25 protein-coding genes are annotated in these 21,832 nt (G+C 59.9%); 13 read left to right on the forward strand and 12 right to left on the reverse strand.

The window, feature by feature from the left end:
- Positions 1-3 precede the first annotated feature (3 nt).
- From B9Z49_RS05085 to B9Z49_RS05095, 3 genes are read left to right on the forward strand one after another with little or no spacing between them, the layout of a single operon-like run.
- Complete coding sequence (locus tag B9Z49_RS05085) at positions 4-393, forward strand: type II toxin-antitoxin system HigA family antitoxin (protein WP_108352532.1); 390 nt, start codon at positions 4-6, stop codon at positions 391-393.
- Positions 390-677, forward strand: coding sequence for a helix-turn-helix transcriptional regulator (locus B9Z49_RS05090; protein ID WP_108352354.1), 288 nt, complete (start codon positions 390-392; stop codon positions 675-677). The genes B9Z49_RS05085 and B9Z49_RS05090 overlap by 4 nt, the downstream gene beginning before the upstream one ends.
- A gap of 25 nt (positions 678-702) precedes the next feature.
- Positions 703-963 carry a C-terminal helicase domain-containing protein gene (locus tag B9Z49_RS05095; RefSeq protein ID WP_233254512.1) on the forward strand — a complete coding sequence of 87 codons (261 nt, stop codon included), beginning with the start codon at positions 703-705 and terminating at the stop codon, positions 961-963.
- A gap of 111 nt (positions 964-1,074) precedes the next feature.
- On the opposite strand, the gene B9Z49_RS05100 is transcribed toward B9Z49_RS05095, so the two are convergent.
- From B9Z49_RS05100 to B9Z49_RS05150, 11 genes are all read right to left on the reverse strand, one after another.
- Complete coding sequence (locus tag B9Z49_RS05100; protein WP_108352355.1) at positions 1,075-2,127, reverse strand: histone deacetylase family protein; 1,053 nt, start codon at positions 2,125-2,127, stop codon at positions 1,075-1,077.
- A 46-nt stretch (positions 2,128-2,173) separates the two neighbouring features.
- A complete protein-coding gene (locus B9Z49_RS05105; RefSeq protein WP_108352356.1) occupies positions 2,174-2,515 on the reverse strand; it encodes an antibiotic biosynthesis monooxygenase in 342 nt (113 codons plus the stop codon).
- A gap of 188 nt (positions 2,516-2,703) precedes the next feature.
- Positions 2,704-3,177: an OsmC family protein gene (locus tag B9Z49_RS05110; protein WP_108352357.1), complete on the reverse strand. Its 474-nt coding sequence runs from the start codon at positions 3,175-3,177 to the stop codon at positions 2,704-2,706.
- Between the two features lie 20 nt (positions 3,178-3,197).
- Positions 3,198-3,677 carry a GNAT family N-acetyltransferase gene (locus B9Z49_RS05115; RefSeq protein ID WP_369913487.1) on the reverse strand — a complete coding sequence of 160 codons (480 nt, stop codon included), beginning with the start codon at positions 3,675-3,677 and terminating at the stop codon, positions 3,198-3,200.
- Positions 3,678-3,713: 36 nt separating this feature from the next.
- On the reverse strand, positions 3,714-4,556 hold the full coding sequence (locus tag B9Z49_RS05120) for an enoyl-CoA hydratase-related protein (protein ID WP_108352533.1): 843 nt from the start codon (positions 4,554-4,556) through the stop codon (positions 3,714-3,716).
- Positions 4,522-5,805, reverse strand: coding sequence for a DNA polymerase IV (dinB, locus tag B9Z49_RS05125; protein WP_233254513.1), 1,284 nt, complete (start codon positions 5,803-5,805; stop codon positions 4,522-4,524). Before dinB ends, B9Z49_RS05120 begins: the two co-directional genes overlap by 35 nt.
- A gap of 88 nt (positions 5,806-5,893) precedes the next feature.
- On the reverse strand, positions 5,894-7,051 hold the full coding sequence (locus B9Z49_RS05130; protein ID WP_108352360.1) for an alpha-hydroxy acid oxidase: 1,158 nt from the start codon (positions 7,049-7,051) through the stop codon (positions 5,894-5,896).
- Positions 7,052-7,162: 111 nt separating this feature from the next.
- Complete coding sequence (locus tag B9Z49_RS05135; RefSeq protein ID WP_108352361.1) at positions 7,163-7,984, reverse strand: NAD(P)-dependent oxidoreductase; 822 nt, start codon at positions 7,982-7,984, stop codon at positions 7,163-7,165.
- Positions 7,985-7,999: 15 nt separating this feature from the next.
- Positions 8,000-8,764, reverse strand: a complete 765-nt coding sequence (locus B9Z49_RS05140; protein ID WP_108352362.1) for an HpcH/HpaI aldolase/citrate lyase family protein — start codon at positions 8,762-8,764, stop codon at positions 8,000-8,002.
- A gap of 33 nt (positions 8,765-8,797) precedes the next feature.
- On the reverse strand, positions 8,798-10,132 hold the full coding sequence (gudD, locus tag B9Z49_RS05145; protein WP_108352363.1) for a glucarate dehydratase: 1,335 nt from the start codon (positions 10,130-10,132) through the stop codon (positions 8,798-8,800).
- 86 nt (positions 10,133-10,218) lie between these two features.
- Positions 10,219-10,950 carry a FadR/GntR family transcriptional regulator gene (locus tag B9Z49_RS05150; RefSeq protein WP_108352364.1) on the reverse strand — a complete coding sequence of 244 codons (732 nt, stop codon included), beginning with the start codon at positions 10,948-10,950 and terminating at the stop codon, positions 10,219-10,221.
- 137 nt (positions 10,951-11,087) lie between these two features.
- Here B9Z49_RS05150 and B9Z49_RS05155 point away from each other — a divergent pair, with 137 nt between their 5' ends.
- From B9Z49_RS05155 to B9Z49_RS05190, 8 genes are all read left to right on the forward strand, one after another.
- Entirely contained in the window at positions 11,088-12,071 is a 984-nt protein-coding gene (locus B9Z49_RS05155) for a TRAP transporter substrate-binding protein (RefSeq protein ID WP_108352534.1), read from the forward strand.
- 97 nt (positions 12,072-12,168) lie between these two features.
- Positions 12,169-12,687, forward strand: coding sequence for a TRAP transporter small permease (locus B9Z49_RS05160; RefSeq protein WP_108352365.1), 519 nt, complete (start codon positions 12,169-12,171; stop codon positions 12,685-12,687).
- Positions 12,688-12,689: 2 nt separating this feature from the next.
- Complete coding sequence (locus tag B9Z49_RS05165; RefSeq protein ID WP_108352366.1) at positions 12,690-13,973, forward strand: TRAP transporter large permease; 1,284 nt, start codon at positions 12,690-12,692, stop codon at positions 13,971-13,973.
- Between the two features lie 16 nt (positions 13,974-13,989).
- Positions 13,990-14,985 (forward strand): hydroxyacid dehydrogenase, encoded by a 996-nt coding sequence (locus B9Z49_RS05170; RefSeq protein WP_108352535.1) that lies wholly within the window; start codon positions 13,990-13,992, stop codon positions 14,983-14,985.
- Positions 14,982-15,812 carry an amidohydrolase gene (locus B9Z49_RS05175; protein WP_108352367.1) on the forward strand — a complete coding sequence of 277 codons (831 nt, stop codon included), beginning with the start codon at positions 14,982-14,984 and terminating at the stop codon, positions 15,810-15,812. Before B9Z49_RS05170 ends, B9Z49_RS05175 begins: the two co-directional genes overlap by 4 nt.
- 39 nt (positions 15,813-15,851) lie before the next feature.
- Entirely contained in the window at positions 15,852-16,847 is a 996-nt protein-coding gene (locus B9Z49_RS05180; RefSeq protein WP_108352368.1) for a beta-propeller fold lactonase family protein, read from the forward strand.
- Positions 16,844-18,418, forward strand: coding sequence for a galactarate dehydratase (gene garD / locus B9Z49_RS05185; RefSeq protein ID WP_108352369.1), 1,575 nt, complete (start codon positions 16,844-16,846; stop codon positions 18,416-18,418). The genes B9Z49_RS05180 and garD overlap by 4 nt, the downstream gene beginning before the upstream one ends.
- 21 nt (positions 18,419-18,439) lie before the next feature.
- On the forward strand, positions 18,440-19,435 hold the full coding sequence (locus tag B9Z49_RS05190; RefSeq protein ID WP_108352370.1) for a tripartite tricarboxylate transporter substrate binding protein: 996 nt from the start codon (positions 18,440-18,442) through the stop codon (positions 19,433-19,435).
- A gap of 37 nt (positions 19,436-19,472) precedes the next feature.
- On the opposite strand, the gene B9Z49_RS05195 is transcribed toward B9Z49_RS05190, so the two are convergent.
- Positions 19,473-19,988 (reverse strand): bacteriohemerythrin, encoded by a 516-nt coding sequence (locus B9Z49_RS05195; RefSeq protein ID WP_108352371.1) that lies wholly within the window; start codon positions 19,986-19,988, stop codon positions 19,473-19,475.
- A 175-nt stretch (positions 19,989-20,163) separates the two neighbouring features.
- Here B9Z49_RS05195 and B9Z49_RS05200 point away from each other — a divergent pair, with 175 nt between their 5' ends.
- Together B9Z49_RS05200 and B9Z49_RS21510 are read left to right on the forward strand one after the other, a co-directional pair.
- A complete protein-coding gene (locus tag B9Z49_RS05200; protein ID WP_108352372.1) occupies positions 20,164-21,174 on the forward strand; it encodes a metal-dependent hydrolase in 1,011 nt (336 codons plus the stop codon).
- Positions 21,175-21,343: 169 nt separating this feature from the next.
- Positions 21,344-21,778, forward strand: a complete 435-nt coding sequence (locus B9Z49_RS21510; RefSeq protein ID WP_146188466.1) for a hypothetical protein — start codon at positions 21,344-21,346, stop codon at positions 21,776-21,778.
- Positions 21,779-21,832 lie beyond the last annotated feature (54 nt).

Genomic DNA, 21,832 nt, shown 5'->3' on the forward strand with positions numbered 1-21,832 from the left:
ATCATGGAAATCACCCCCATCCGCACAGAAAAAGATTACCGCGCAGCACTGCGTGTGGTGTCAACGCTGGTGGACCAAGACCCATCGCCTGACACGCCCGATGGCGAACGCCTGGATGTGCTCTCGACCTTGATTGAGGCCTATGAGCGCAAGCATCATCCGATTGATCTGCCCGACCCCGTGGAAGCCATCAAGTTCCGCATGGACCAAGCGGGGCTGTCAGTGAAAGACCTAGAGCCGATGATCGGTCAACCCAACCGCGTCTATGAAGTGCTGAGCCACAAACGCCCCCTCACGCTGCGCATGATCCGAAACTTGAACAAAGGTTTGGGTATCTCGGCTCAGGTGCTCATTACAGACAATATGCGCACTCAGCGCACACCATCGACGTGAAAAGCCTGAAAGACGTGAAAGCCCAACTGCTGGCCAACCCCGCCGTTCGCCAAGCCTATGACGCACAAGCGCCCGAGTTTGAGCTGGCCCGTGAACGGATTGCAGCGCGTATGAAAGCGGGCCTGGCGCAAGGCGATGTGGCCGCACGCATGGGCACGACCCAAAGCGTGGTGGCACGCATCGAAAGTGGCAGGGGCACGCCATCCATGCGAACAGTCCAACGCTTTGCCAGTGCCGTGGGAGCGCGTGCTGTGGTGCGCATGGAGTCTTTGACGGCTGCCTGACCAGCTGCTGCAACGCAGGCTCAGCGTGGGCACCGTCGATTCGTTTCAGGGCCAAGAGCGCGACATCATTGCCATCACCTTGACGCGCAGCAACCCCCAAGGCGAGATCGGCTTCCTGTCGGACATCCGCCGCATGAACGTGGGCATGACCCGCGCACGGCGCAAGCTGTTGCTGGTGGGCGATTCGTCCACGCTTTGCAGGCATCCGTTTTTTGTGGAGTTGTTTGCTTATGTGAAGGGAGTGGGGGGCTATCGCACAGCGCATGAGGTGGGCAAACAGACCTGAATCCATGATGGCATCGAGGAGATGAGGGTGCCAAGTCTTTTTTGACCGGGTTGGGTTGGTCACCCGATGCGGTAATGGGCGCTCGACACGATATGACCCAACCAAGGCTGATCAGCGGCCCAGCCCTTCGAGCACGTTCACCGTGTTCACGCCCAAATCTGCCGCAGCGTAGCCACCTTCGAGCGTCAGCACCGTCGGCAAGCCCAATTGCGCTATCGCTCGGCCGACCTGCAGGTAGTCCGCACTGCGCAACTTGAAGCCCGAGATCGGGTCGCCCTCAAACGTGTCCAACCCCAGCGGCACCACCAGCGCTTGTGGCGCAAAGTCGCTCACCGCTTGCATGGCGGTTTGCAGCGCGGCCCACCAGACTTCAAATCCGGTGCCACGCGGCAGCGGCAGGTTCAGGTTGAAGCCCTCGCCAGCCTCCGCGCCGCGCTCATCCGCATGCCCCAAAAAGAACGGGTATTCGGTGCGCGGATCGCCTTGGATGGACGCTGTGAACACATCGTTGCGCTCGTAAAAGATGGTTTGTGTGCCGTTGCCGTGGTGGTAGTCCACATCGAGCACGGCCACGCGCTGCAGCCCGCCGTCGCGCAGGGCTTGCGCGGCCACGGCGGCGTTGTTGATGAAGCAATAACCGCCCATGTAGTTGGGGCCAGCGTGGTGACCCGGTGGGCGGGTCAGTGCCATGGCAAAACGTTCGCCACCCAGCACCGCCTGCGCGGCAGCCAGTGCGCAAGCTGCACCCCCGCGCGCTGCGGCCCAGCTGCCCGCCATCAAGGGCGTGCCCGAGTCAAACGCAAACTGTCCCAGCCGCGCCGCAAAGTTGAGCGGCGGCACATCGGTGCGAAAGCCGTGCTTGGAGGCCAGCGGCCAGACCGAGGGCAGGGCGTCTACCGCCGCATTGGCCGGGTCCAGCGCCACCCAATCGTCCCAGGCCCGAGCCAGAAATGCCAAATAGTCCGGCGCATGCACGCGGGCCGTTGCGGCGTCCACATCCGCCGCTGCATCAGGCGTCAGCAATTGCCCCACAGGGCGGCGTTGCAGTTCATCGAGGACATAGCGCAAACGGTCAGGCACTTCGTGGCAATCGACCAAGCGGCCCCGGAACATTTCCTGGCGGCCTGCGTGTTGGGCGTGGTGGGTGTTGTGGAAGATTTTCATGGTGATTTTTACGCTGCCGGGTGGGACAAGGCGCCCTGCGACTGATTCACGTCAGTGGGCTTGCATGGCGCTGATTGGGTGTGAGGTGCTGAAAGGCAGAGTCGCCGTAAGACTTGATGACCTCGGAGATGACAACGTGATAGCCGTTGTACCACTGGGCATATTTTTGTTTGGCCTCGATGTGGCTGGGATGGGTTCCCAACGCTTTGAGGCCATCCATGGTTTCCCAATAGTAGGTGGCATTGCGACGTTTGCCATCGTCTGAAGCCCACTCTTCGACCCCGATAAAGCCGGGCGAGGCTTTTGCCACAGCATCAATGATGGCATTGAGTTCGTTGAACTCAGCGTCGTAGGATCCGGGCTCCCAAATGAATGCAGCACTGAACATGGTTTATGAATGAGGGTTGAGAAAGTAAATTGCCGTTTGGGCAGCGTGTGCGTTGATCGGGTCGAAGGTTTTGGGTTTTGAGGTGTTCAATCCGTTTGGGCCGGAGTAACCAGACCATTTGCCTTTTCGTTCAGGAAGGCTGGGCGGCCTCAATCGCAGCCGATAACTTGCTCAGAATCCAGTGGACTTCAGTGAATAACTTGCCTTGGCTCGCAACGCACGTCGGTCTTGACAGAGTTGGCGATGAAACATTCGTCGTGGGCCAAGTGGTGCATCTCTTGCAGCTGAGCATGGGTCGGTATCTTGTCCCCAGAAAATTTAACCTCGGGGCGAAGCGTGACGGTGGTCATCATGAGCTTGCCTTCTAGGTTTTTGCCCATCACGCCCTCTGCTGCGTCATGGTAGGTGTCGACCACAAAACCATGTTTGACTGCAAAGGATAGAAACCAAAGCATGTGACAGCTGGACAGTGAAGCGACGAAGGCCTCTTCGGGATCTACCGCATCGACCACGGAATAGGGCAGTGGAACAACGTGAGGGGATGAAGAACCCGCAATTTCAATGCCACTGTCGAAGCGCAGGATGTGTTGGCGGCTGTAGCGGTTGTCGGTGAACTTTTGATCAGACCGAGCCCAAAGTATTTCGGCGGTGTAGATGGCCATGTTGTTTGTCGCTTGTGAAGTCAAGCTGACGCATGACTTTGGAGGTCCATGGTCATGAAGACGCTATGGGGGTCGAGTTGGTAGTCGCAAAAGGGGCCGCAGGGCCAGAATCCGGCGCTTTCATACAGTTGGTGCGCTGGCGCAAACGTGCTGGCTGGCCCGGTTTCCAGGCTCAGTTGTTGGTAGCCACGCACGATGGCTTCGCTGATGATGTGATTCAGAATGGCACGACCCGCGCCCTGTCGTCGGTTGACGGTTGGGGTTCGCATGGATTTGATCTCGCCATGATCAAGGGACAGTTCCTTGAGGGCACCACATCCCAAAAGCTGATCGCCATCGCGTGCGGACCAAAAGGTGATTTCGGGGCGTTTGAGTTGGTCCACATCGAGCGCATGAACGCTTTCAGGCGGTGAAAGTTCATGCATGTGGCGCAAGTGCTCGTCGAGCAGTGCATACACATCTGGCCGAGCGGGATCGTCGGGTGCAATGGTCATTGACATGGTGGGTGGCGTTCTTGTGTTGTGGCATAACTCGCCTCAACCAAACTCCCGAAAGCCCTTTAGCGGCGGCAACGGCGCAAAGTTGGCTTCGCGTTTTTGTTGCATGGCGCTGATGGCTTCGCGCACATTGGCGTTGCTCCAGATCGCGCCTTGCAGCCAGCCCATGTGGCGCAGGCTGTCTTCGGTGCTGTGGTCGCGGGCGTAGTGCAGCACTTGCTTGGTGCCCCAGATGGCCACGGGCGGTTTGCTGGCGATTTCTTTGGCCGCTTGCAGGGCGGCGGCCACGGTGGCTTCGTGGGTGGGCAGCACCTCGTTGACCAAGCCGTGGGCCAAGGCTTTGTCGGCGCTGAGGCGCCTGCCCGTGTAGGCCAGTTCTTTGACCAAGGCCATGGGCAGCAGCTTGGGCAGGCGCTGCAAGGTGCCCACGTCGGCCACCATGCCGATGTTGATTTCCTGAATGCAGAAGAACGCGTCGGCTGAGGCATAGCGCATGCAGCAGGCGGTCACCATGTCCACCGCGCCGCCAATGCAGCCGCCGTGGATAGCCGCAATGACCGGGATGCGCAGCTCTTCGAGCAGGGTGAAGGTGTGCTGCATGTCGGTCAGCACGTCGTACACGGCCGAGCGGCCTTCGGCGCTGCTGTCATCCATCTGGATGGCGCTGCTAAATGTTTGCAGGTCCATGCCGGCGCTGAAGTGTTTGCCCGTGCTCGAGATCACCAGCGCCCGGGCGGTGCCCGCTTTGTGGATGTCGGTCAGCACCTCGTGCAGCTCGCGCCAGAAGGTGGGGTGCATGGTGTTCATCGCCTCGGGGCGGTTCATCACCAGGTGGGCAACGTGATTTTCAGTCGAGAGGGAAAAGCAGTTCAGCTTGTTCATGGTCATTCACTTGAGGAGGGTCTTGATCGGGTGTTTCACTGTAAGCGGCGATGGGGGGCTGCGCTGTCCCGGCTTTGACCAGCGAGCCCACCCGCACCCCCAGCAAGCGCAGGCGGCGTGACAGGTCTACCCTTTTGAGGCTTTGGCCTGCGATCAGGCGTATTTGCTTGGCGTCGGCGGTGTACTCGGTCAGGGTCTGATCCCGCGTCACAGCCTGGAAGTTGTCATACCGCAGCTTGATGCCGATGGTTTTGCCTTCGTAGCCTTTGCGCTGCAAGTCGGCGGCCACTTGTTCGCATAAACGCGTGAACACCGCACTCAATTCGGCGCGGTCGCGCACAGCGTGCAGGTCGCGCTCAAAGGTGGTTTCGCGGCTCATGCTGACGGGTTCGCTATCGGTTTCCAGTGGGCGGTCGTCGCGACCCCAAGACGCTTCGTGCAGCCAAGCGCCGTAGCTTTTGCCAAAGTTCTCCACCAGCCAGTGCGGCTCGCGCTCCGCTAGATCGCCAATGGTTTGAATGCCAAAGCCTTTGAGCTTTTCATCGGCCTTGGGGCCCACGCCGTTGATCTTGCGGCAAGCCAGCGGCCAAATCAGAGTTTGCAGATCGGCCTCGTGCACGATGGAGATGCCGTTCGGTTTGTTGAACTCGCTGGCCATCTTGGCGATGAGTTTGTTGGGCGCCACACCAATTGAGCAGGTCAGGCCCGTGGCGTCAAAAATGCTTTTTTGGATCAGCCGTGCCAGCACCCGCCCGCCCTCGCGCTGGCCGCCGGGCACATCAGTAAAGTCGATGTAAACCTCGTCCACACCCCGGTCCTGCATGACGGGGGCGATGTCCAGAATGATGCTTTTGAAGGTGCGCGAATAGTGCCGATAACGCTCAAAGTCCACCGGCAACAAAATGGCTTGTGGGCAGAGCTTGGCGGCTTTCATCAGCCCCATGGCCGAGCCGATGCCGAACTGCCGCGCCGCATAAGTGGCGGTGGTGATCACGCCGCGCCCGGTGTAGCCCTCGATGCGCGGGCAAAAGTCCACCGGAATGAGGTCCAGCCGCTCGGCAAAGGTCTCTGCGTTCCATTCGCCATCGGGGTAGGCGGCCTGCAGCTTGCCCAGCAGGTCGTCTTCCTTGCGGCGGCCGCCGCCAATGACCACGGGCAAGCCCTTGAGCTGCGGGTAGCGCAGCAACTCGCAAGACGCGTAAAAAGCGTCCATGTCGAGGTGGGCGATGCGTCGAATAGGCAGGGCCATGGCGCTTGAAACGGGTGAAGCAGTCACCCGCTAAGCATAGCGCGGCCCCAATGGGTTTTGGCCTTGCCCAACCCCTGGCCGCGCCTGCTTACCGGCCTGTAGGAAAGGTGCCTGGCAGCAAGATGCTCTTGTCCACCGTGTCCATTTGCGTTCGACCGCAAAAGGCCATGGTCAGGTCCAGCTCCTTGTGGATGATTTCCAGCGCTTTGGTCACGCCTGCTTCGCCCATGGCACCCAGGCCATACAGCATAGATCGGCCAATGTAGACGCCCTTGGCACCCAGGGCGCGGGCTTTCACCACGTCTTGGCCGCTGCGGATGCCACCGTCCATGTGAACTTCGATGCTTTGGCCCACGGCATCCACGATGGCGGGCAGGGCTTCGATGCTGGACTGCGCGCCGTCCAGCTGACGGCCGCCATGGTTGCTGACGATGAGGGCGTCGGCACCCGATTGCACCGCCATGTGGGCATCATCCACGTCTTGAATGCCCTTCAATATGAGCTTGCCGCCCCAGCGCTTTTTGATCCACTCCACATCGCCCCAGTTCAGGCCGGGGTCAAACTGCGAGGCGGTCCACGAAGACAGGCTGCTCATGTCAGCCACGCCCGTGACATGGCCCACGATGTTGCCAAACTGGCGACGCGATGTGCCCAGCATGCCCAAGGCCCAGCGGGGCTTGGTGGCGATGTTGATCATGTTGGCGATCGTCAGTTTGGGTGGCGCAGAAAGGCCGTTTTTCAGGTCCTTGTGACGCTGACCCAGAATTTGCAAGTCCAGTGTGAGCACCAGCGCGCCGCAGTTGGCGGCTTTGGCGCGGTCAATCAAGCGCTCGATGAAGCCCCTGTCTTTCATCACGTACAACTGAAACCAACAGCCTTCACCGGCGTGCTGAGCGACGTCTTCGATGGAGCAGATGCTCATGGTGGACAAGGTGAAAGGCACGCCAAATTTTTTGGCAGCGCGGGCGGCCAGGATTTCGCCATCGGCATGCTGCATGCCTGTCAGGCCCGTGGGCGCAATGGCCACCGGCATGGCGACTTGCTCGCCCACCATGGTGCTGGCGGTGCTGCGGTTTTCCATGTTGACGGCTACGCGCTGGCGCAGCTTGATCTTCTGGAAGTCGCTTTCGTTGGCCCGGTAGGTGCTTTCGGTCCAAGAGCCGCTGTCCGCGTAGTCATAAAACATGCGCGGTACGCGCTTTTCGGCCAAAACGCGCAGGTCTTCTATGGTGGTGATCACGGACATGAGGGGTCTCCTGAGAGTTTTCCAATATAGGTTGGCCCGAATCGTAGCCGCTGGGGAGCGCCCTGGGTGTGAAACTTGGGACAGCAGGTTTGAATTTTCTTGCGGTGTGTTTCAGCCGTGAGGGGCGGCTTTCACAAAAGCCCCGCCCTGGTAGATGGCTGCAGGGTCTTGTATGTCGATGCTTTGTTGGCGTGCTTCCACGGAAGGGCGGAACACGTCGGACGAATCCAGAGGGCGGTAGCCAAGGTGTTTGGCATGGGTGTTGTCCCACCAGGTGGTCTGGTTGTCGGACATGCCGTAAATGATGCTGTGGCCCACGATGGGCGCGGTCAGGGCCGCCACCACCAGGCGCTCCAGGTCGTCAAAGCTCAACCAAGTGGCCAGCATGCGGCGGTCTTTGGGTTCGGCATACGAGGAGCCAATGCGCAGGCTCACGGTCTCGATGCCCCAACGGTCCCAATACAGTTGGGCCAGGTCTTCGCCAAAGGCTTTGGACAGGCCATAAAACCCGTCGGGCTTAGGTGGCATGCGGGTGTTGACGACCTCGTCTTGGCGGTAAAAGCCGGTCACATGGTTGGAGCTGGCAAACACGATGCGCTTGACCCCTTGCAGGCGGGCAGCTTCGTACAGATTGACCATGCCCACGATGTTGCCCGCCAAAATCGGCTCCCAAGGCTGTTCGGTCGAGACGCCGCCCATGTGCACCACCGCGTTCACGCCTTCGAGCAAGGCCATCATCTGGTCTTTGTCTTCGAGTGATGCGAGTTGCACCTCTTCGCCCGCACTCGCTGGGTCCAGTTCACGGCGGTGGCTCACACGCAGCACGTCGCAATAGTCTTTCAGGCGGGGGCGAAGCTCTTTGCCCAGGTTGCCACCCGCACCCGTGAGGAGCAGGCGCGGAAATCGAATGGGGGAGGCGGGTGTGTTGAGCATGGGGTTTTTTGAGATTCAGGATTTGAAACGACCCGCCAGTGCCGTGGCGCTGTCGCGTAACACGTTTTGGTCAGCGCCCACGGCCACAAACAGACAGCCTTGCTCAACATAGTGTTTGGCCAGGGCTTCGTCCCCCGTGAGGATGCCTGCGGCTTTGCCGCAAGCGCGGATGCGGGCAATGGATTCGTCAATGATTTTCAGCACATCGGGGTGCTTGGGGTTACCCAAGTGACCTAAAGCGGCGGACAAGTCACCAGGGCCGATGAACACGCCATCCACGCCATCGACATTCGCAATGGCTTCGATGTTTTGCAGGCCCAGAACGGTTTCGACTTGCAGCAACAGGCAAATTTCTTCGCTGCTGTGATGGGCATAGCCCTTCACGCGGCCATAGTGGCTGGCACGGGGCGCACCCGCATAACCGCGCACGCCGTGCGGTGGGTAACGGGTATAAGAAACGGCTTGACGGGCTTCTTCTTCGGTCTGAATGTACGGCACCAACAGGCTTTGCACGCCCACATCCAGCAAGCGCTTGAAGGTCACCATGTCGTTCCACGGTGGGCGCACTATTGGTGTGGTGGGGCTGCCCTTCATGGCTTGCAACTGCGCCACGATTTCGGGCAAGTCGTTGGGCGAGTGCTCCATGTCCAGCAGCAGCCAGTCAAAGCCGCAGTGCGCCAGGATTTCGGTGCTGATGTTACTGCAAAGGTGCGACCACAAGCCGATCTGCTTTTGACCGGATTGGATCGCGTGTTTGAAATGGTTGATGGGCATGTCCATGGTGTTTTCCTTTGATGTGAATGGCCCGGGTGCTCAGCGCACCATGCAAGGCATCTTGTTGTTGAATTTCCAGCCGGGGATCAGGTACTGCATGGCGATGGCGTCGTCGCGGGCGCCCAGGCCGTGCTGCTGGTACAGCTGGTTTGCTTTCATCACCGCGTCCGTGTCCACCTCGATGCCCAGGCCCGGTTTGGCGGGCACATCGAGGTAGCCGTCTTTAATTTGCAAAGGGTCTTTGGTGAGGAACTGCCCGTCTTGCCAGATCCAATGCGTGTCAATGGCGGTGACTTTGCCCGGCGCGGCAGCGGCGCACTGGGTGAACATGGCCAGCGAAATGTCGAAGTGGTTGTTGGAGTGCGAGCCCCAGGTCAGGTCGTACATCTGGCACAGCTGCGCTACGCGCACCGAGCCTTGCAGCGTCCAAAAATGCGGGTCGGCCAGTGGAATGTCGACTGACTGCAGCTGAATGCTGTGCGCCATCTCGCGCCAGTCGGTGGCCACCATGTTGGTGGCCGTCAGCAAGCCGGTAGCGCGGCGGAATTCGGCCATGATTTCGCGGCCTGAAAAAACGCCTTCTGCGCCGCAGGGGTCTTCGGCATAGGCCATGGTGCTGCGGTGGTCTCGCAGCAAACGAATCGCGTCTTTGAGCAGCCAGCCACCATTGGGGTCGAGCGTGATGCGTGCCTTGGGAAAGCGCTCGTGCAGCGCCACCACGGCTTCGACTTCTTCTTCGCCGCGCAGCACGCCGCCTTTGAGCTTGAAGTCTTGAAAGCCGTAACGCGCTTGTGCGGCTTCGGCTAGGCGCACCACCGCATCGGCGGTCATGGCTTTTTCGTGGCGCAGGCGCAGCCAGTCGTCGGCTTGATCCGGCTCACTTCGGTAGGGCAGGTCGGTTTGCTGGCGGTCGCCCACATAAAACAAATAGCCCAGCATTTGTACGCGGTTGCGCTGTTGGCCTTCGCCGAGCAGGGCGCACACCGGCACATTCAGGTGCTGGCCCAGCAGGTCGAGCAGGGCGCTTTCCACGGCCGTGACGGCGTGGATGGTCGTGCGCAGGTCAAAGGTCTGCTGGCCCCGGCCGCCGCTGTCGCGGTCGGCAAACTGCTGGCGCATGGTCTGCAGCACAGCGTTGTAATGGCCAATCGGCTGACCTTCGACCAAGGGGCGGGCGTCTTCCAGCGTCTGGCGGATTTTTTCGCCGCCGGGCACTTCGCCCAGGCCTGTGTGGCCCGACGAGTCGGTCAGGATGACGATGTTGCGGGTGAAAAACGGGCCGTGGGCACCACTGAGGTTCATCAGCATGCCGTCATGGCCTGCCACGGGAATCACCTGCATGCGGGTGATGGTGGGGGTGTGATGGGGAGTCATGGTGTAAAGGGCCTAGTCAATAGACATCGTACAACTTAATGGCGTATTGGCCATTGGGGAAAACGTGGGTGATGCGCAGCGTTGATTCAACCCGGGCTGTCGGGGTCGCTCTTGCGCAGGCGTTCTCGGCTGTTGGCCAAGTGGGTGCGCATGGCGGCCCTGGCGGCTTCCACGTCTTGGTCGGCAATGGCGTTGTAGATGCTCTCGTGTTCCTGGTTCACGCGGCGCAAATAGTTTTGCCGCTCCGGGTCGGTGGTCAGGATGCCGCTGATCCGTGCGCGAGGAATGACGCCCGCACCCATGGAATGCATCAGGTCGACGAAGTGGTGGTTTTGGGTGGCTCGGGCAATGCCCTGGTGAAACTGATGGTCTGCCATCACGGCGTCGCGGCCTTCTTCCAGGGCGCTATTGAAGGCTTGAAGTGACAACCTCAATTCAGACAAATCATCTGGCGTGCGGCGCACTGCAGCCAAAGCGGCGGCTTCAGTTTCCACGCTGATGCGAAATTCAAGCAGGGCAATGACCTCTCGCAGGGTGCCCATTTGCTCGGGGCTGATGCGAAAAGACGGGTGCTCGCTCTTGGGCAGGACAAAGGTGCCAATGCCGTGGCGCGTGTCGACCCAGCCTGAGGCCTGCAGCCGCGAAATCGCTTCGCGCACCACGGTGCGGCTCACGCCAAAATCTTTCATGATGGCCGCTTCGGTCGGCAATTTGTCGCCAGCTTTGAGACGACCGCTGCGGATTTGTTCGGTCGTGGCGTGGACCAGCTGTACCGCCAGGCCGCCAGGCTTTTTCAATGAGAGTGTCGTGGCATCCATGGGTAATCCCTAGCTGTCCGAATGTCGAAGCTCAACGATAATCATGTGGCCAATTGTACGACAACTGATGACTTGATGTTGAGTTTTCAATGTTTCAGTTGATGCCCATTGCCCCCAAACTTTCACAGGAGACCCCCATGAACTTTCGCAGAAACCTGCTTTCCTCAGCGGCCGCCGCAGTGCTGGCCATGACCATGACCCCAATGGCTTCCGCACAAACCGTGCTGAAGGCCTCGGATGTCCATCCCGCGGGCTATCCCAACGTGGTGGCGGTTGAAAACATGGGTAAAAAGCTTGAAGCCGCCACCAATGGCCGCTTCAAGCTGCAAATGTTCCCAGGCGGCGTCTTGGGTTCTGAAAAAGAAGTGGTGGAGCAAACCCAGGTTGGCGCGATTCAGATTGCCCGCATTTCATTGGGTATTTTGGGGCCGGTGGTGCCCGATGTGAACGTGTTCAACATGCCCTTTGTGTTCCGCGATGAGGCGCACATGCGGGCCGTGATCGACGGGCCTGTGGGCAAGGAGATTTTGGAAAAAATCACCAAAAGCCCGGCCCGACTGGTGGCCTTGGGCTTTATGGACAGCGGCTCGCGCAGTCTCTACACCAAAAAAGAAATCAAAACCCCGGCTGACCTCAAGGGCCTGAAGATTCGCGTGATGGGCAACCCGCTGTTTGTTGACACCATGAACGCCATGGGCGGCAACGGCATCAGCATGGGCCACAACGATGTGTACAGTGCGCTGCAAACCGGCGTGGTAGACGGTGCAGAAAACAACCCACCGACATTGTTTACCTCTAACCAGTACTCCACTGGCGTTAAGTTTTACACCCAGACCACGCACTTGATCATTCCTGAAATTTTCGTCATGTCCAAGGTCACTTGGGACAAAATGAGCCCAGCCGACCAAGCCAGTGTGATGAAGTTTTCTGGTGAGGCGCAATTGGAGCAGCGTGCCTTGTGGGACAAGAGCGTGACCGAGTATTCGACCAAACTGCAGGCCGCTGGCATTCAGTTCAAGTCTGTTGACAAAAAGCCCTTTTATGACGCCACTGCCCCTGTGCGTGCCAAATACGGCGCGCAATACGCCGACCTGATGAAGCGCATCGAAGCAGTCAAGTGATCCGCTTGCAGCGGCCTTAGACGCCGCTGCACGAGAGGGGACGGGGTGCTCCCCGTCCCTTTGGTTTTGATGAGCTCGTCCGCGAGGATTTTGGAATATGTTGCGTTTCTTTGACCGCCTTTACCTGTTCTGCATTTGGATTTCAGGCCTGTCGATTTTGGCGATGAGCCTGATCATTCCATGGGGCGTTTTCGCCCGCTATGTCCTGGGTACGGGCTCGAGCTGGCCAGAGCCGGTGGCGGTCTTGCTGATGGTGACCTTCACGTTCATGGGGGCGGCGGCGGGTTACCGAGCCGGTGCTCACATTGCCGTGGGCATGCTGGTGGACCATTTGCCAGCTGGCGTGCAAAAAATCGGCGCCTTACTGGTGCACATTTTGATGTTGGTCATTTGTGGTTTTGTGGTCGTGTGGGGCGGCAAGCTGGTCATGGGGACCATGGGGCAAACCTTGGCTGAATTACCGTGGCTAGGCGTAGGCTGGACCTACATGCCGTTGCCCTTGGGGGCATTCTTCACCCTGGTGTTTGTGCTGGAGGTGTTGTTTTGGGGGCCTGCACATGACCGTGCCGTGGTGGTTTTTGACCACGAAGGCCCCACATCGGCGGAGGCGATCTGATCATGGATGCATTGGTTCTCATTGGCAGTTTTGTGGTCTTGATGTTGTTGGGCATGCCTGTGGCTTATGCCTTGGGCATGGCGGCCTTGTTGGGGGCCTTGTGGATTGACTTGCCGCTGGATGCGGTGATGATCCAGATGGCCAGCGGCGTCAACAAATTTTCCTTGTTGGCCATTCCTTGTTTTGTGTTGGCGGGCGCGATCATGGCCGAGGGCGGCATGTCGCGGCGCTTGGTGGCGTTTGCCGGTGTGCTGATCGGTTTTGTGCGCGGCGGCTTGTCGCTGGTCAATATTTTGGCCTCCACATTTTTCGGGGCCATCTCCGGCTCGTCGGTGGCCGACACAGCATCGATTGGCTCGGTCATGATCCCTGAGATGGAAAAAAACGGTTACCCCCGGCCTTTTGCTACGGCCGTGACGGTGAGTGGCTCGGTGCAGGCCATCCTGATCCCGCCCAGCCACAATGCGGTCATTTATTCCATGGCTGCAGGGGGCACGGTGTCGGTGGCGGCATTGTTCATGGCCGGGGTGTTTCCCGGGTTGCTGCTCGGCTTTAGCCTGGCGATGTATTGCCTGTATGTGGCGCGCCGCGAAAACTATCCCAAAGGACGCGTGATTCCCCTGAAGGAAGCCCTCAAGATTTGTGTTGACGCGTTGTGGGGGCTGGCCACCATGGGCATCATCTTGGGCGGCATTTTGAGTGGCGTATTCACGGCCACCGAATCGGCCTCGATCGCCGTGGTGTGGGCCTTTTTTGTGACCATGTTCATTTACCGCGATTACAAGTGGAAAGACCTGCCCAAGCTGATGCACCGAACTGTCAAGACCGTCACGATCGTGATGATCCTGATTGGCTTTGCCGCGAGCTTCGGTTACATCATGACCTTGATGATGATTCCGCTGAAGATCACCGCGCTCTTCACGGCCTTGAGCAGCGAACCTTGGGTGATTTTGTTGTGCGTCAACATCATGCTGCTGGTGTTGGGCACCTTGATGGACATGGCGCCCTTGATCCTGATCCTCACCCCGATCTTGTTGCCGGTCATGAAAACCATCGGGGTGGACCCGGTTCACTTTGGCATGATCATGATGGTCAACTTGGGCATTGGGCTGATCACGCCACCCGTGGGGGCGGTGCTGTTTGTCGGCAGTGCGGTGGCCAAGCTCAAGATCGAGCAAGTCGTCAGGGCCATGAAGCCGTTCTTTGTGATCCTGTTGTTCGTGCTGGTGCTGGTCACGTATGTGCCGCAAATTTCACTGTGGCTGCCTCGCAGCATGGGCCTGTAAAAAAGCAGCCATGGCCTTGCCCACGGTGCTGGTCACCCACCCTAGCCCGCGCCTGCACACCTATTTTGGTGAGCAGGCGTTGGCCAATTTGCGGCAAGTGGCCCGCGTCAAGCTGAACCCCGATGCGCATGATTGGTCGACCGCCGAGCTGACGGAAGCTGCCCAAGGCTGCGAAGTGTTGATTGCCTACCGGCAGACGGCGCTGGATGCTAATTTTTTTGCCGCTGTGCCAGGCTTGCTGGCAGCTGTCCGCTGCGCCGTCGACATTCGCACCATCGATGTGGCGGCGGCCAGCCGTCAAGGCGTACTGGTCACGCGCGCCAGCCCCGGATTTGGCCCGTCTGTGGCGGAATGGGTCTTGGGCGTCATGATCGATTTGAGTCGCCACATCACTGCGGCCACGGCTGCTTACCGTCAAGGCCAGACTGTAGAGCCCCGCATGGGGCTTGAGCTGCGGGGTGCCTGTGTGGGCATCATCGGGTATGGCGAAATCGGTCGCCATGTGGCCCGATTGGCGCAGGCTTTTGGCATGAGGGTGTGTGTGTACGACCCTTATCTGGTGCCGAAAGACCCGGCCGTGCAATCGGTGGACTGGAATGAACTGCTGGCCCGTGCAGACCATGTGGTGTGCCTGGCCCCGGCGACGCCCGAAACAGAAAACCTGATCAATGCCCAAGCCTTGTCGCTCATGAAACCCACGGCGTTTTTCATCAACGCATCGCGCGGCCAACTGGTCGACGAGCAGGCTTTGTTGCACGCCTTGGACAAAGGCCTTTTGGCAGGTGCCGCACTCGATGTGGGCCGTGCCGCTGACCAGATGCCTTCCCCCGAACTGGCACGGCACCCCCGTGTGATCGCCACGCCCCATGTGGGCGGTTTGACACCCCAGGCCATTGCCCATCAGGCGCTGGAAACCGTGGTGCAAACGACAGACATTTTGCAAGGGCGAATGCCCCACGGCGCGGTCAATCCGGCACATGCGCAACGTTGGTTGGATCGGGTGACGCCATGACCGCCGTTTCTTTTTCTGTGCCCCCGGGGGCTTGTGACTGCCACATCCACGCCTATGACGAGGCCTACCCCTTGGCGTCCACGGCCACTTTCAAGCCGCCATATGCGCCCATGAATGACTATGCCCAAATCCAGGCAGCGCTGGGTTTGACGCGTGTGGTGGTGGTACAGCCCACGGGCTATGGTTTTGACAACCGCTGCACCTTGGCCGCCGTGGCCAGCATGGGCGGTCGCGCCCGCGCTGTGGCCATGGTGCCGGTGCAGGTGAGCGACACCGAATTGCAGGCTTTGCATGCTGCGGGGGTGCGGGGTGTTCGCATGATGATGTTCCCAGGCGGGTTGTTGGGCTGGGACGCGCTGGCCCCCATGGCAGACAAGGTGCGGCCTTGGGGTTGGCATTTGAATGTGCAGTTCAATGGCTGCGAGTTTGTGCAGCGCTTGCCGCTTTTGCAAAGCCTGAACGTGCCGTTGGTGATCGATCACACCGGGAAATTTCTGGTGCCCCCTGCAGGCACAGACGACCCGGCGTTTCAGGACCTTTGTCGTTTGCTGGACACGGGCCGCGTGTGGGTCAAACTGTCTGCACCTTATGAGACTTCGTGCCAGGGCGCGCCGCATTACGATGATGTGGGTTTGCTGGCGCGTTATCTGGCCGCCCATTACCCCGAGCGCTGCTTGTGGGCAAGCAATTGGCCCCACCCCAACCAACACCCAGTGCCCTCCAATGCCGTCTTGCTGAACCTTTTGCCCAATTGGGTTGCGCATGATGCTGACCTGCAACGCATCTTGGTTGACAACCCTGCTCAGCTTTATGGTTTTGAGGCTTGACGGCGCAGCTTTTGAACCATTTTCAGAAAATGTGACCCCATGGCCCATGTTTATGTTTCCAATGCCGACAGCGGTGACATCTCGGTGCTGCACATGGCGGCCCGTGGTGAGCTGCAGCTGCAAAACACCGTGCCCGTGGGCGGCAACCTGATGCCCATGGCCATCAGCCCCTCGCAGCACATGCTGTATGCGGCCCGCCGCAGCGATCCGGTGGCGGTGGTCAGTCTGGCCATTGACCCGCAAAGCCGTGATCTTCGCCGGGTGGGTGAGTCGCCTTTGCCTGCCAGCATGGCCTATGTGGGCACTGACACCGCAGGGCGATTTTTGCTGGCCGCCTCCTACCCCGGGCACCAGCTCACCGTGAGCCCGGTGCAGCCCGATGGCACTGTGGGCGCTGTGCAGCAGGTGGTGCCCACGGGCCCCAATGCCCACGCCATCGTGGCTTCGCCTTGCAACCGTTATGTCTTGGCCACCAGCCTGGGCAGTGGCGAACTCATGGTGTACGCATTCCATGCCGAGACAGGCCGCCTGACGCCTGCATCCACTTGGCATGCACGGGCTGGTGCAGGGCCTCGGCACTTTCGGTTTGACCCAGCAGGCCGATTTGTTTATCTGCTCAATGAGCTGGATGGCACGGTGGACGTGCTGGCCTGGGACGCCCAGCAGGGTCGATTGAGCAGCGTGCAAAGCAGCGTGGACATTTTGCCGCCGGGCTTCACGGGCAACCCTTGGGCGGCAGATTTGCACCTCACGCCCGATGGGCGTTATCTGTACACCAGCGAGCGAACTTCCAGCACCCTGGCGCACTTCGCTGTAGACGCGGTCACGGGTCACATCTTACCCAGAGGGCATACGGCGGTTGAAGCCCAGCCCCGGGGTTTTGCCATCGATGCGACAGGCCAACACTTGTTGGTGGTGGGCCAGCTGTCACAACACCTTAGCCGTTATGAGATCGACCGCGAGACGGGCCAATTGACGCTGCGCCAACGCCTGCCGGTGGGGCAGGGCCCGAACTGGGTGGAGATACTGGCATGAGCGAAACGAAATCCGCCGCTCAGCCGCGTTTGGTACGCATGCACCCGGCCGACAACGTGGCCATTGTGGTCAATGAGGGCGGGTTGCCTGCCGGTACCCTGCTTGAAGGGGGCCTGGTCTTGCTGGACAAAGTGCCTCAGGGCCACAAAGTGGCGCTCGTGGCTTTGGCGCAAGGCGACGTGGTGCGGCGCTACAACGTGCCCATTGGACATGCTTTGCAAGACATCGCAGCGGGGCGCTGGGTGCACGAGCGTTTGCTGCAAATGCCGGCTGCCCGCGAGTTGCAGGGCCTGCCCATGGCCACCGTGGCGGCGCCTGTGCAAGCGCCACTGACCGGTTACACCTTTGAGGGTTACCGCAATGCAGATGGCTCGGTGGGCACGCGCAATATCTTGGCCATCACCACCACCGTGCAGTGCGTGGCGGGTGTGGTGTCACAAGCTGTGCGCCGCATCAAGGACGAGTTGTTGCCCTTGTACCCGCATGTGGACGACGTGGTGGGTCTGGAGCACAGCTACGGCTGTGGCGTGGCCATCGACGCGCCCGACGCCATCATTCCGATCCGGACCTTGCGCAACATCAGCTTGAATCCCAATTTTGGGGGCGAGGTTATGGTGGTCAGTTTGGGGTGCGAAAAGCTGCAACCTGAGCGCTTGCTGCCCCCCGGCAGTTTCCCGATCACCGATGCGCGTGACCCTGCGGGTGGGCCCGACACGGTTTGCCTGCAAGACGCGCAGCATGTGGGCTTCATGTCGATGCTGGACAGCATCGTGCAAAGCGCGCGTCCGCATCTGGAGCGGCTGAACGCCCGAAGGCGCGAGACAGTGCCCGCCAGCCACTTGGTGGTGGGCGTGCAGTGTGGCGGAAGCGATGCGTTTTCTGGGGTCACCGCCAACCCGGCGGTGGGCTTTGCGGCTGACTTGCTGGTGCGCGCTGGGGCCACCGTGATGTTCAGCGAAAACACCGAAGTGCGTGATGCGGTGGAGCAACTCACGCAGCGCGCTGCGACACCAGAAGTGGCCCAGGCCATTGTGCGCGAGCTCGACTGGTACGACCGTTATCTGGAACGCGGACGGGTAGACCGCAGCGCCAACACCACGCCAGGCAACAAGGCGGGCGGCTTGTCCAACATCGCCGAAAAGGCCATGGGCTCCATCGTCAAGAGCGGCACGGCGGCGATCTCGCATGTGTTGGCGCCGGGCGAAAAGTTGCGGCCCGACCAAAAGGGCTTGGTGTTTGCGGCCACACCAGCCAGCGACTTCATTTGCGGCACGCTGCAGTTGGCGGCGGGCATGAATGTGCATGTCTTCACCACCGGGCGTGGCACGCCTTACGGACTGGCCGAGTGCCCCGTCATCAAGGTGGCCACGCGCAGCGATTTGGCCCGGCGCTGGCATGACCTGATGGACATCAATGCGGGGCGCATCGCCGATGAAGGCCTCAGCATCGAAGACATGGGCTGGGCGCTGTTTCGCATGCTGCTGGACGTGGCCAGTGGCCGCAAAACCTGGGCCGAACACTGGAAGCTGCACAATGCATTGGTGTTGTTCAATCCGGCCCCCATCACCTAAGACATCAACCAGGAGACCTCCATGACACAGCGTCGATATTTTCTGCAAACCTCGGTGGCTTGCGCCGCAGGCCTGTTGGCCCCAACGGCTTTCAGCCAAACGGCAGCTTGGCCTTCCAAGCCGATCAATTACCTGGTGGCTTTTCCGGCGGGTGGGACGACCGATATCCTGGCGCGCCTGGTGTCGCAAAAACTGGGCACGGCGCTGGGCACCACCTTGGTGATTGAAAACAGAGGCGGCGCAGGCGGCAGTGTGGGTTCTGAAGTGGCATCCCGCGCCCCAGCAGATGGACACCATTTGCTGGGCGGCACCATCAGCTCGCACGCGATCAATGTGAGTCTTTACCCCAAACTGGGCTACGACCCGATCAAGTCCTTCACACCCGTCTATCTGTATGGCACCAACCCTGTGGTGCTGGTGGTGGCCGCCAACAGTCCCTATAAAACACTGCGTGATTTGATGACGGCGGCCAAAGCCAACCCGGGCAAGCTGACCGGTGCATCGGCGGGCAACGGCACATCTCAGCATTTGGCCCAAGAGTTGTTGGCGTTCAAAGGTGATGTGAAGTTCACCCATGTCCCTTACAAGGGCAGTGCGCCCGCGATCCAAGATGTGATGGGCGGACAAGTGGACTTCATGTTCGACACCACGGTGGTGGCGGGGGCCCATATCCAAAGTGGCAAGCTCAGAGCGCTGGCGGTGACTTCATCGAGACGCCTGACAGACACTTTGACCGATGTGCCCACGGTGGCAGAATCCGGCTGGCCTGGAACGCAAGGCTTTGAAGTGGCGTCCTGGCAGGCCTTATTTGCGCCAGCCGGCACGCCCAAAGCCATTGTCGACAGGTTGCACGGGGAGATCCTCAAGATCATTCAATCGTCCGAGATGCAAGAACGCATCAAAGGCTTGGGTATGCAGCCATCGGTCATGACGCCAGAGCAAGTGATGAACTTTCAAAAGGCAGAAATCGACAAATGGGCGCAGGTCATCAAGGCCGCCAGCATCAAACTCGAATGAGGGCACGGCCCATGCAAGAAATGTTTTCAGCTGAGTTTTAACTGCAGCTGACGCTGCCGCAGCCCGACATGGTCACGTTTTGGATGGCCAAAGGGTCGGCCAGGGTTTCGCTCTCGCTGTCAAAACCCACCGACTTCAGGTGCGCCGCCAGGCCCGCGTCCATGCTGCCCGCGTGACCGGGAAACCATTCGGCCAGCGCCTCGGCCATGCGGGTGATGATGGTTTTGTCGCTGTCCAGGTAATGGGCTTCGACCACGCGCATGGTTTCCAAAATGGTCGCGTGGTGTTCGGCGTGGCAGTTGTCGGCCGAAAAACCGGTGGCCAGCATCCAGCGCTCTTCTTGTTCAAAGTGCTCGACCGTATGGGCCAGAAACGCTTTGTAAACTGGCAGCTGCGCGTCTTCAGGCGTTGCCAAAATCTGGTTGATCATGTCCGTGAATTCCCGGTGCGTCTCGTCCATGCGGGCGTCGCCCGTGTGTAGTGAATCGGTCCAAGCCATGACTGGAGGAATCTGGGTGTGAGCGACAGAGGAGGAGGTGGCGGTGGTGGTCATGGCAAAGGCTCGGTCAAGGTGCAAAACACAAACAGTCCACATTATCTCGCCAAGCCAAGGGCTTCAGCGCATTGGGGGCATCACTGCTTGAGGCTGAGTCGGTTCGACCCGGTAGGCCACAGGCCTTGCCAAAGCCGCTATTGTGTTGGCCTGCGTCAAATTTCCAAAAAAATCCATGGATTCCCTTACACAAGTTCTTTTGGGCGCCTCGATCGGCGTGGCCGTCATGGGGCGTCGCACGGCGCTTTGGAAATCGGCGGTATGGGGCGGTGTGGCAGGTTTGCTGCCCGACCTGGACGTGTTGCTCGACCACGGCGACCCGATTCTGAACATGATTCGGCACCGTGCCGAGACGCATGCCTTGTTGTTGCTGACGCTCTTTGCCTTCCCCATGGCCTGGCTGGTCAGCCGCATCCACCACCAGGCCCGCTTGTATGGCCGCTGGTGGTGGGCGCTCATGCTGGCGCTGGTCACCCACCCCTTGCTGGACCTGATGACGATTTATGGCACCCAGGTGTTTCAGCCATTCAGCGACGAGGCCTATGGCCTGGGCAGCATGTTCATCATCGACCCGGCGTATTCACTGCCCTTGCTGGTCGGGGTGGTGGCCGCTTTTCGTGTGAAACCCGTGGGCAGGGCTTTGCGCATCAATGGCTGGGCACTGGGCTTGAGCACCGCTTATTTGGCCTGGAGCGCGCTGGGCCAGGCCATGGTCACGCAGCACGCCCGCGAGTCGCTGCAGGCGCAGGGCTTGCCCAGTCAGCAACTGCTGGTCACGCCTGCGCCCTTGAGCACCTTGCTGTGGCGCGTGGTGGCGCTCGATGGTGAGCGGATGCACGAAGGGTTTTATGCGCTGATGGACGGCAACAGGCCGATGCGCTTTGTGGCCCACGATCGCGGTGCCCGCTTGGCGGCGCAAAACGCCGATCACCCCCAGCTGCAGCGCCTGGCGCGCTTCACCGACGGTTTTTACAAGGTCGCTGACCAAAACGGCAAATTGGTGGTCACCGACTTGCGCATGGGGCAAGAGCCCGCCTATGTGTTTTCTTTTGACATTGGCCCACCACTGCAAGCTGGCCAAGCTCACCCCGTGGCGCAGCAGCAAAGCCGGCGCATGGACGTGGGGGCGGGTTTGAAATGGCTGGGGCAGCGCATCTTGGGCCGCGATGTGCCGCCGCCGGGCTAAGACGGCGGTTGCGGCGTGATGCTCCGGTCACTCCACGGCACACGACATCGCTGCCCTTAAGGGGAAGAATTTTTTGAGAATGTTTCGAACTCTCGCAGGCTTTGTCCTGAGACCGCTGTTATCCGTCACTTAAGATGCATGCAAATGTGCTTTTTGATCGGAATATCTGATGACCGCATTCACAAACAATCTTCTCTTCAAGTCGATTTTTTTGTCGACCGCAGTGGCGTGTCTTTTGTCAAATGGCGTGCAGGCATCGACTTGTATTACCGCTGGGCGCATGGATGCCGGAGGCTGGGCACCTCAGTTTTCAACGGTGCGCCTCTTGGATGAAGCGGGGCGTCTCTTGTCGGTCAAGAAGAAATCAGAATTGGCCGGCGTGCGAGCCGTTGAATTGACGGAGACCGCTCTTGTGTCAGTCTGCGACGGAAGCAAGCCTTTGACCCGCGGGGATGGTGCTCTCTCCAAAGGCGCTGTGCCTGCTGCCAAACCTGGACGTTTCAACGTGGTGGGTTTGGGCTTTCCAAAGCTCCAGACCGGCGGTGAACTGGTTGAATTTGAAGTGAGCATTGCCGCAGAGCAGATCGTGATGATCACCCGTTGATGGGCGTTGACCAAGTTTGATGTCGAGATTGAAGACTCGAATTCGCTGTTCAGA

The sequence above is a fragment of the Limnohabitans sp. 2KL-51 genome (assembly GCF_003063645.1).
In the GTDB taxonomy this organism is placed as follows: Bacteria; Pseudomonadota; Gammaproteobacteria; order Burkholderiales; family Burkholderiaceae_C; genus Limnohabitans_A.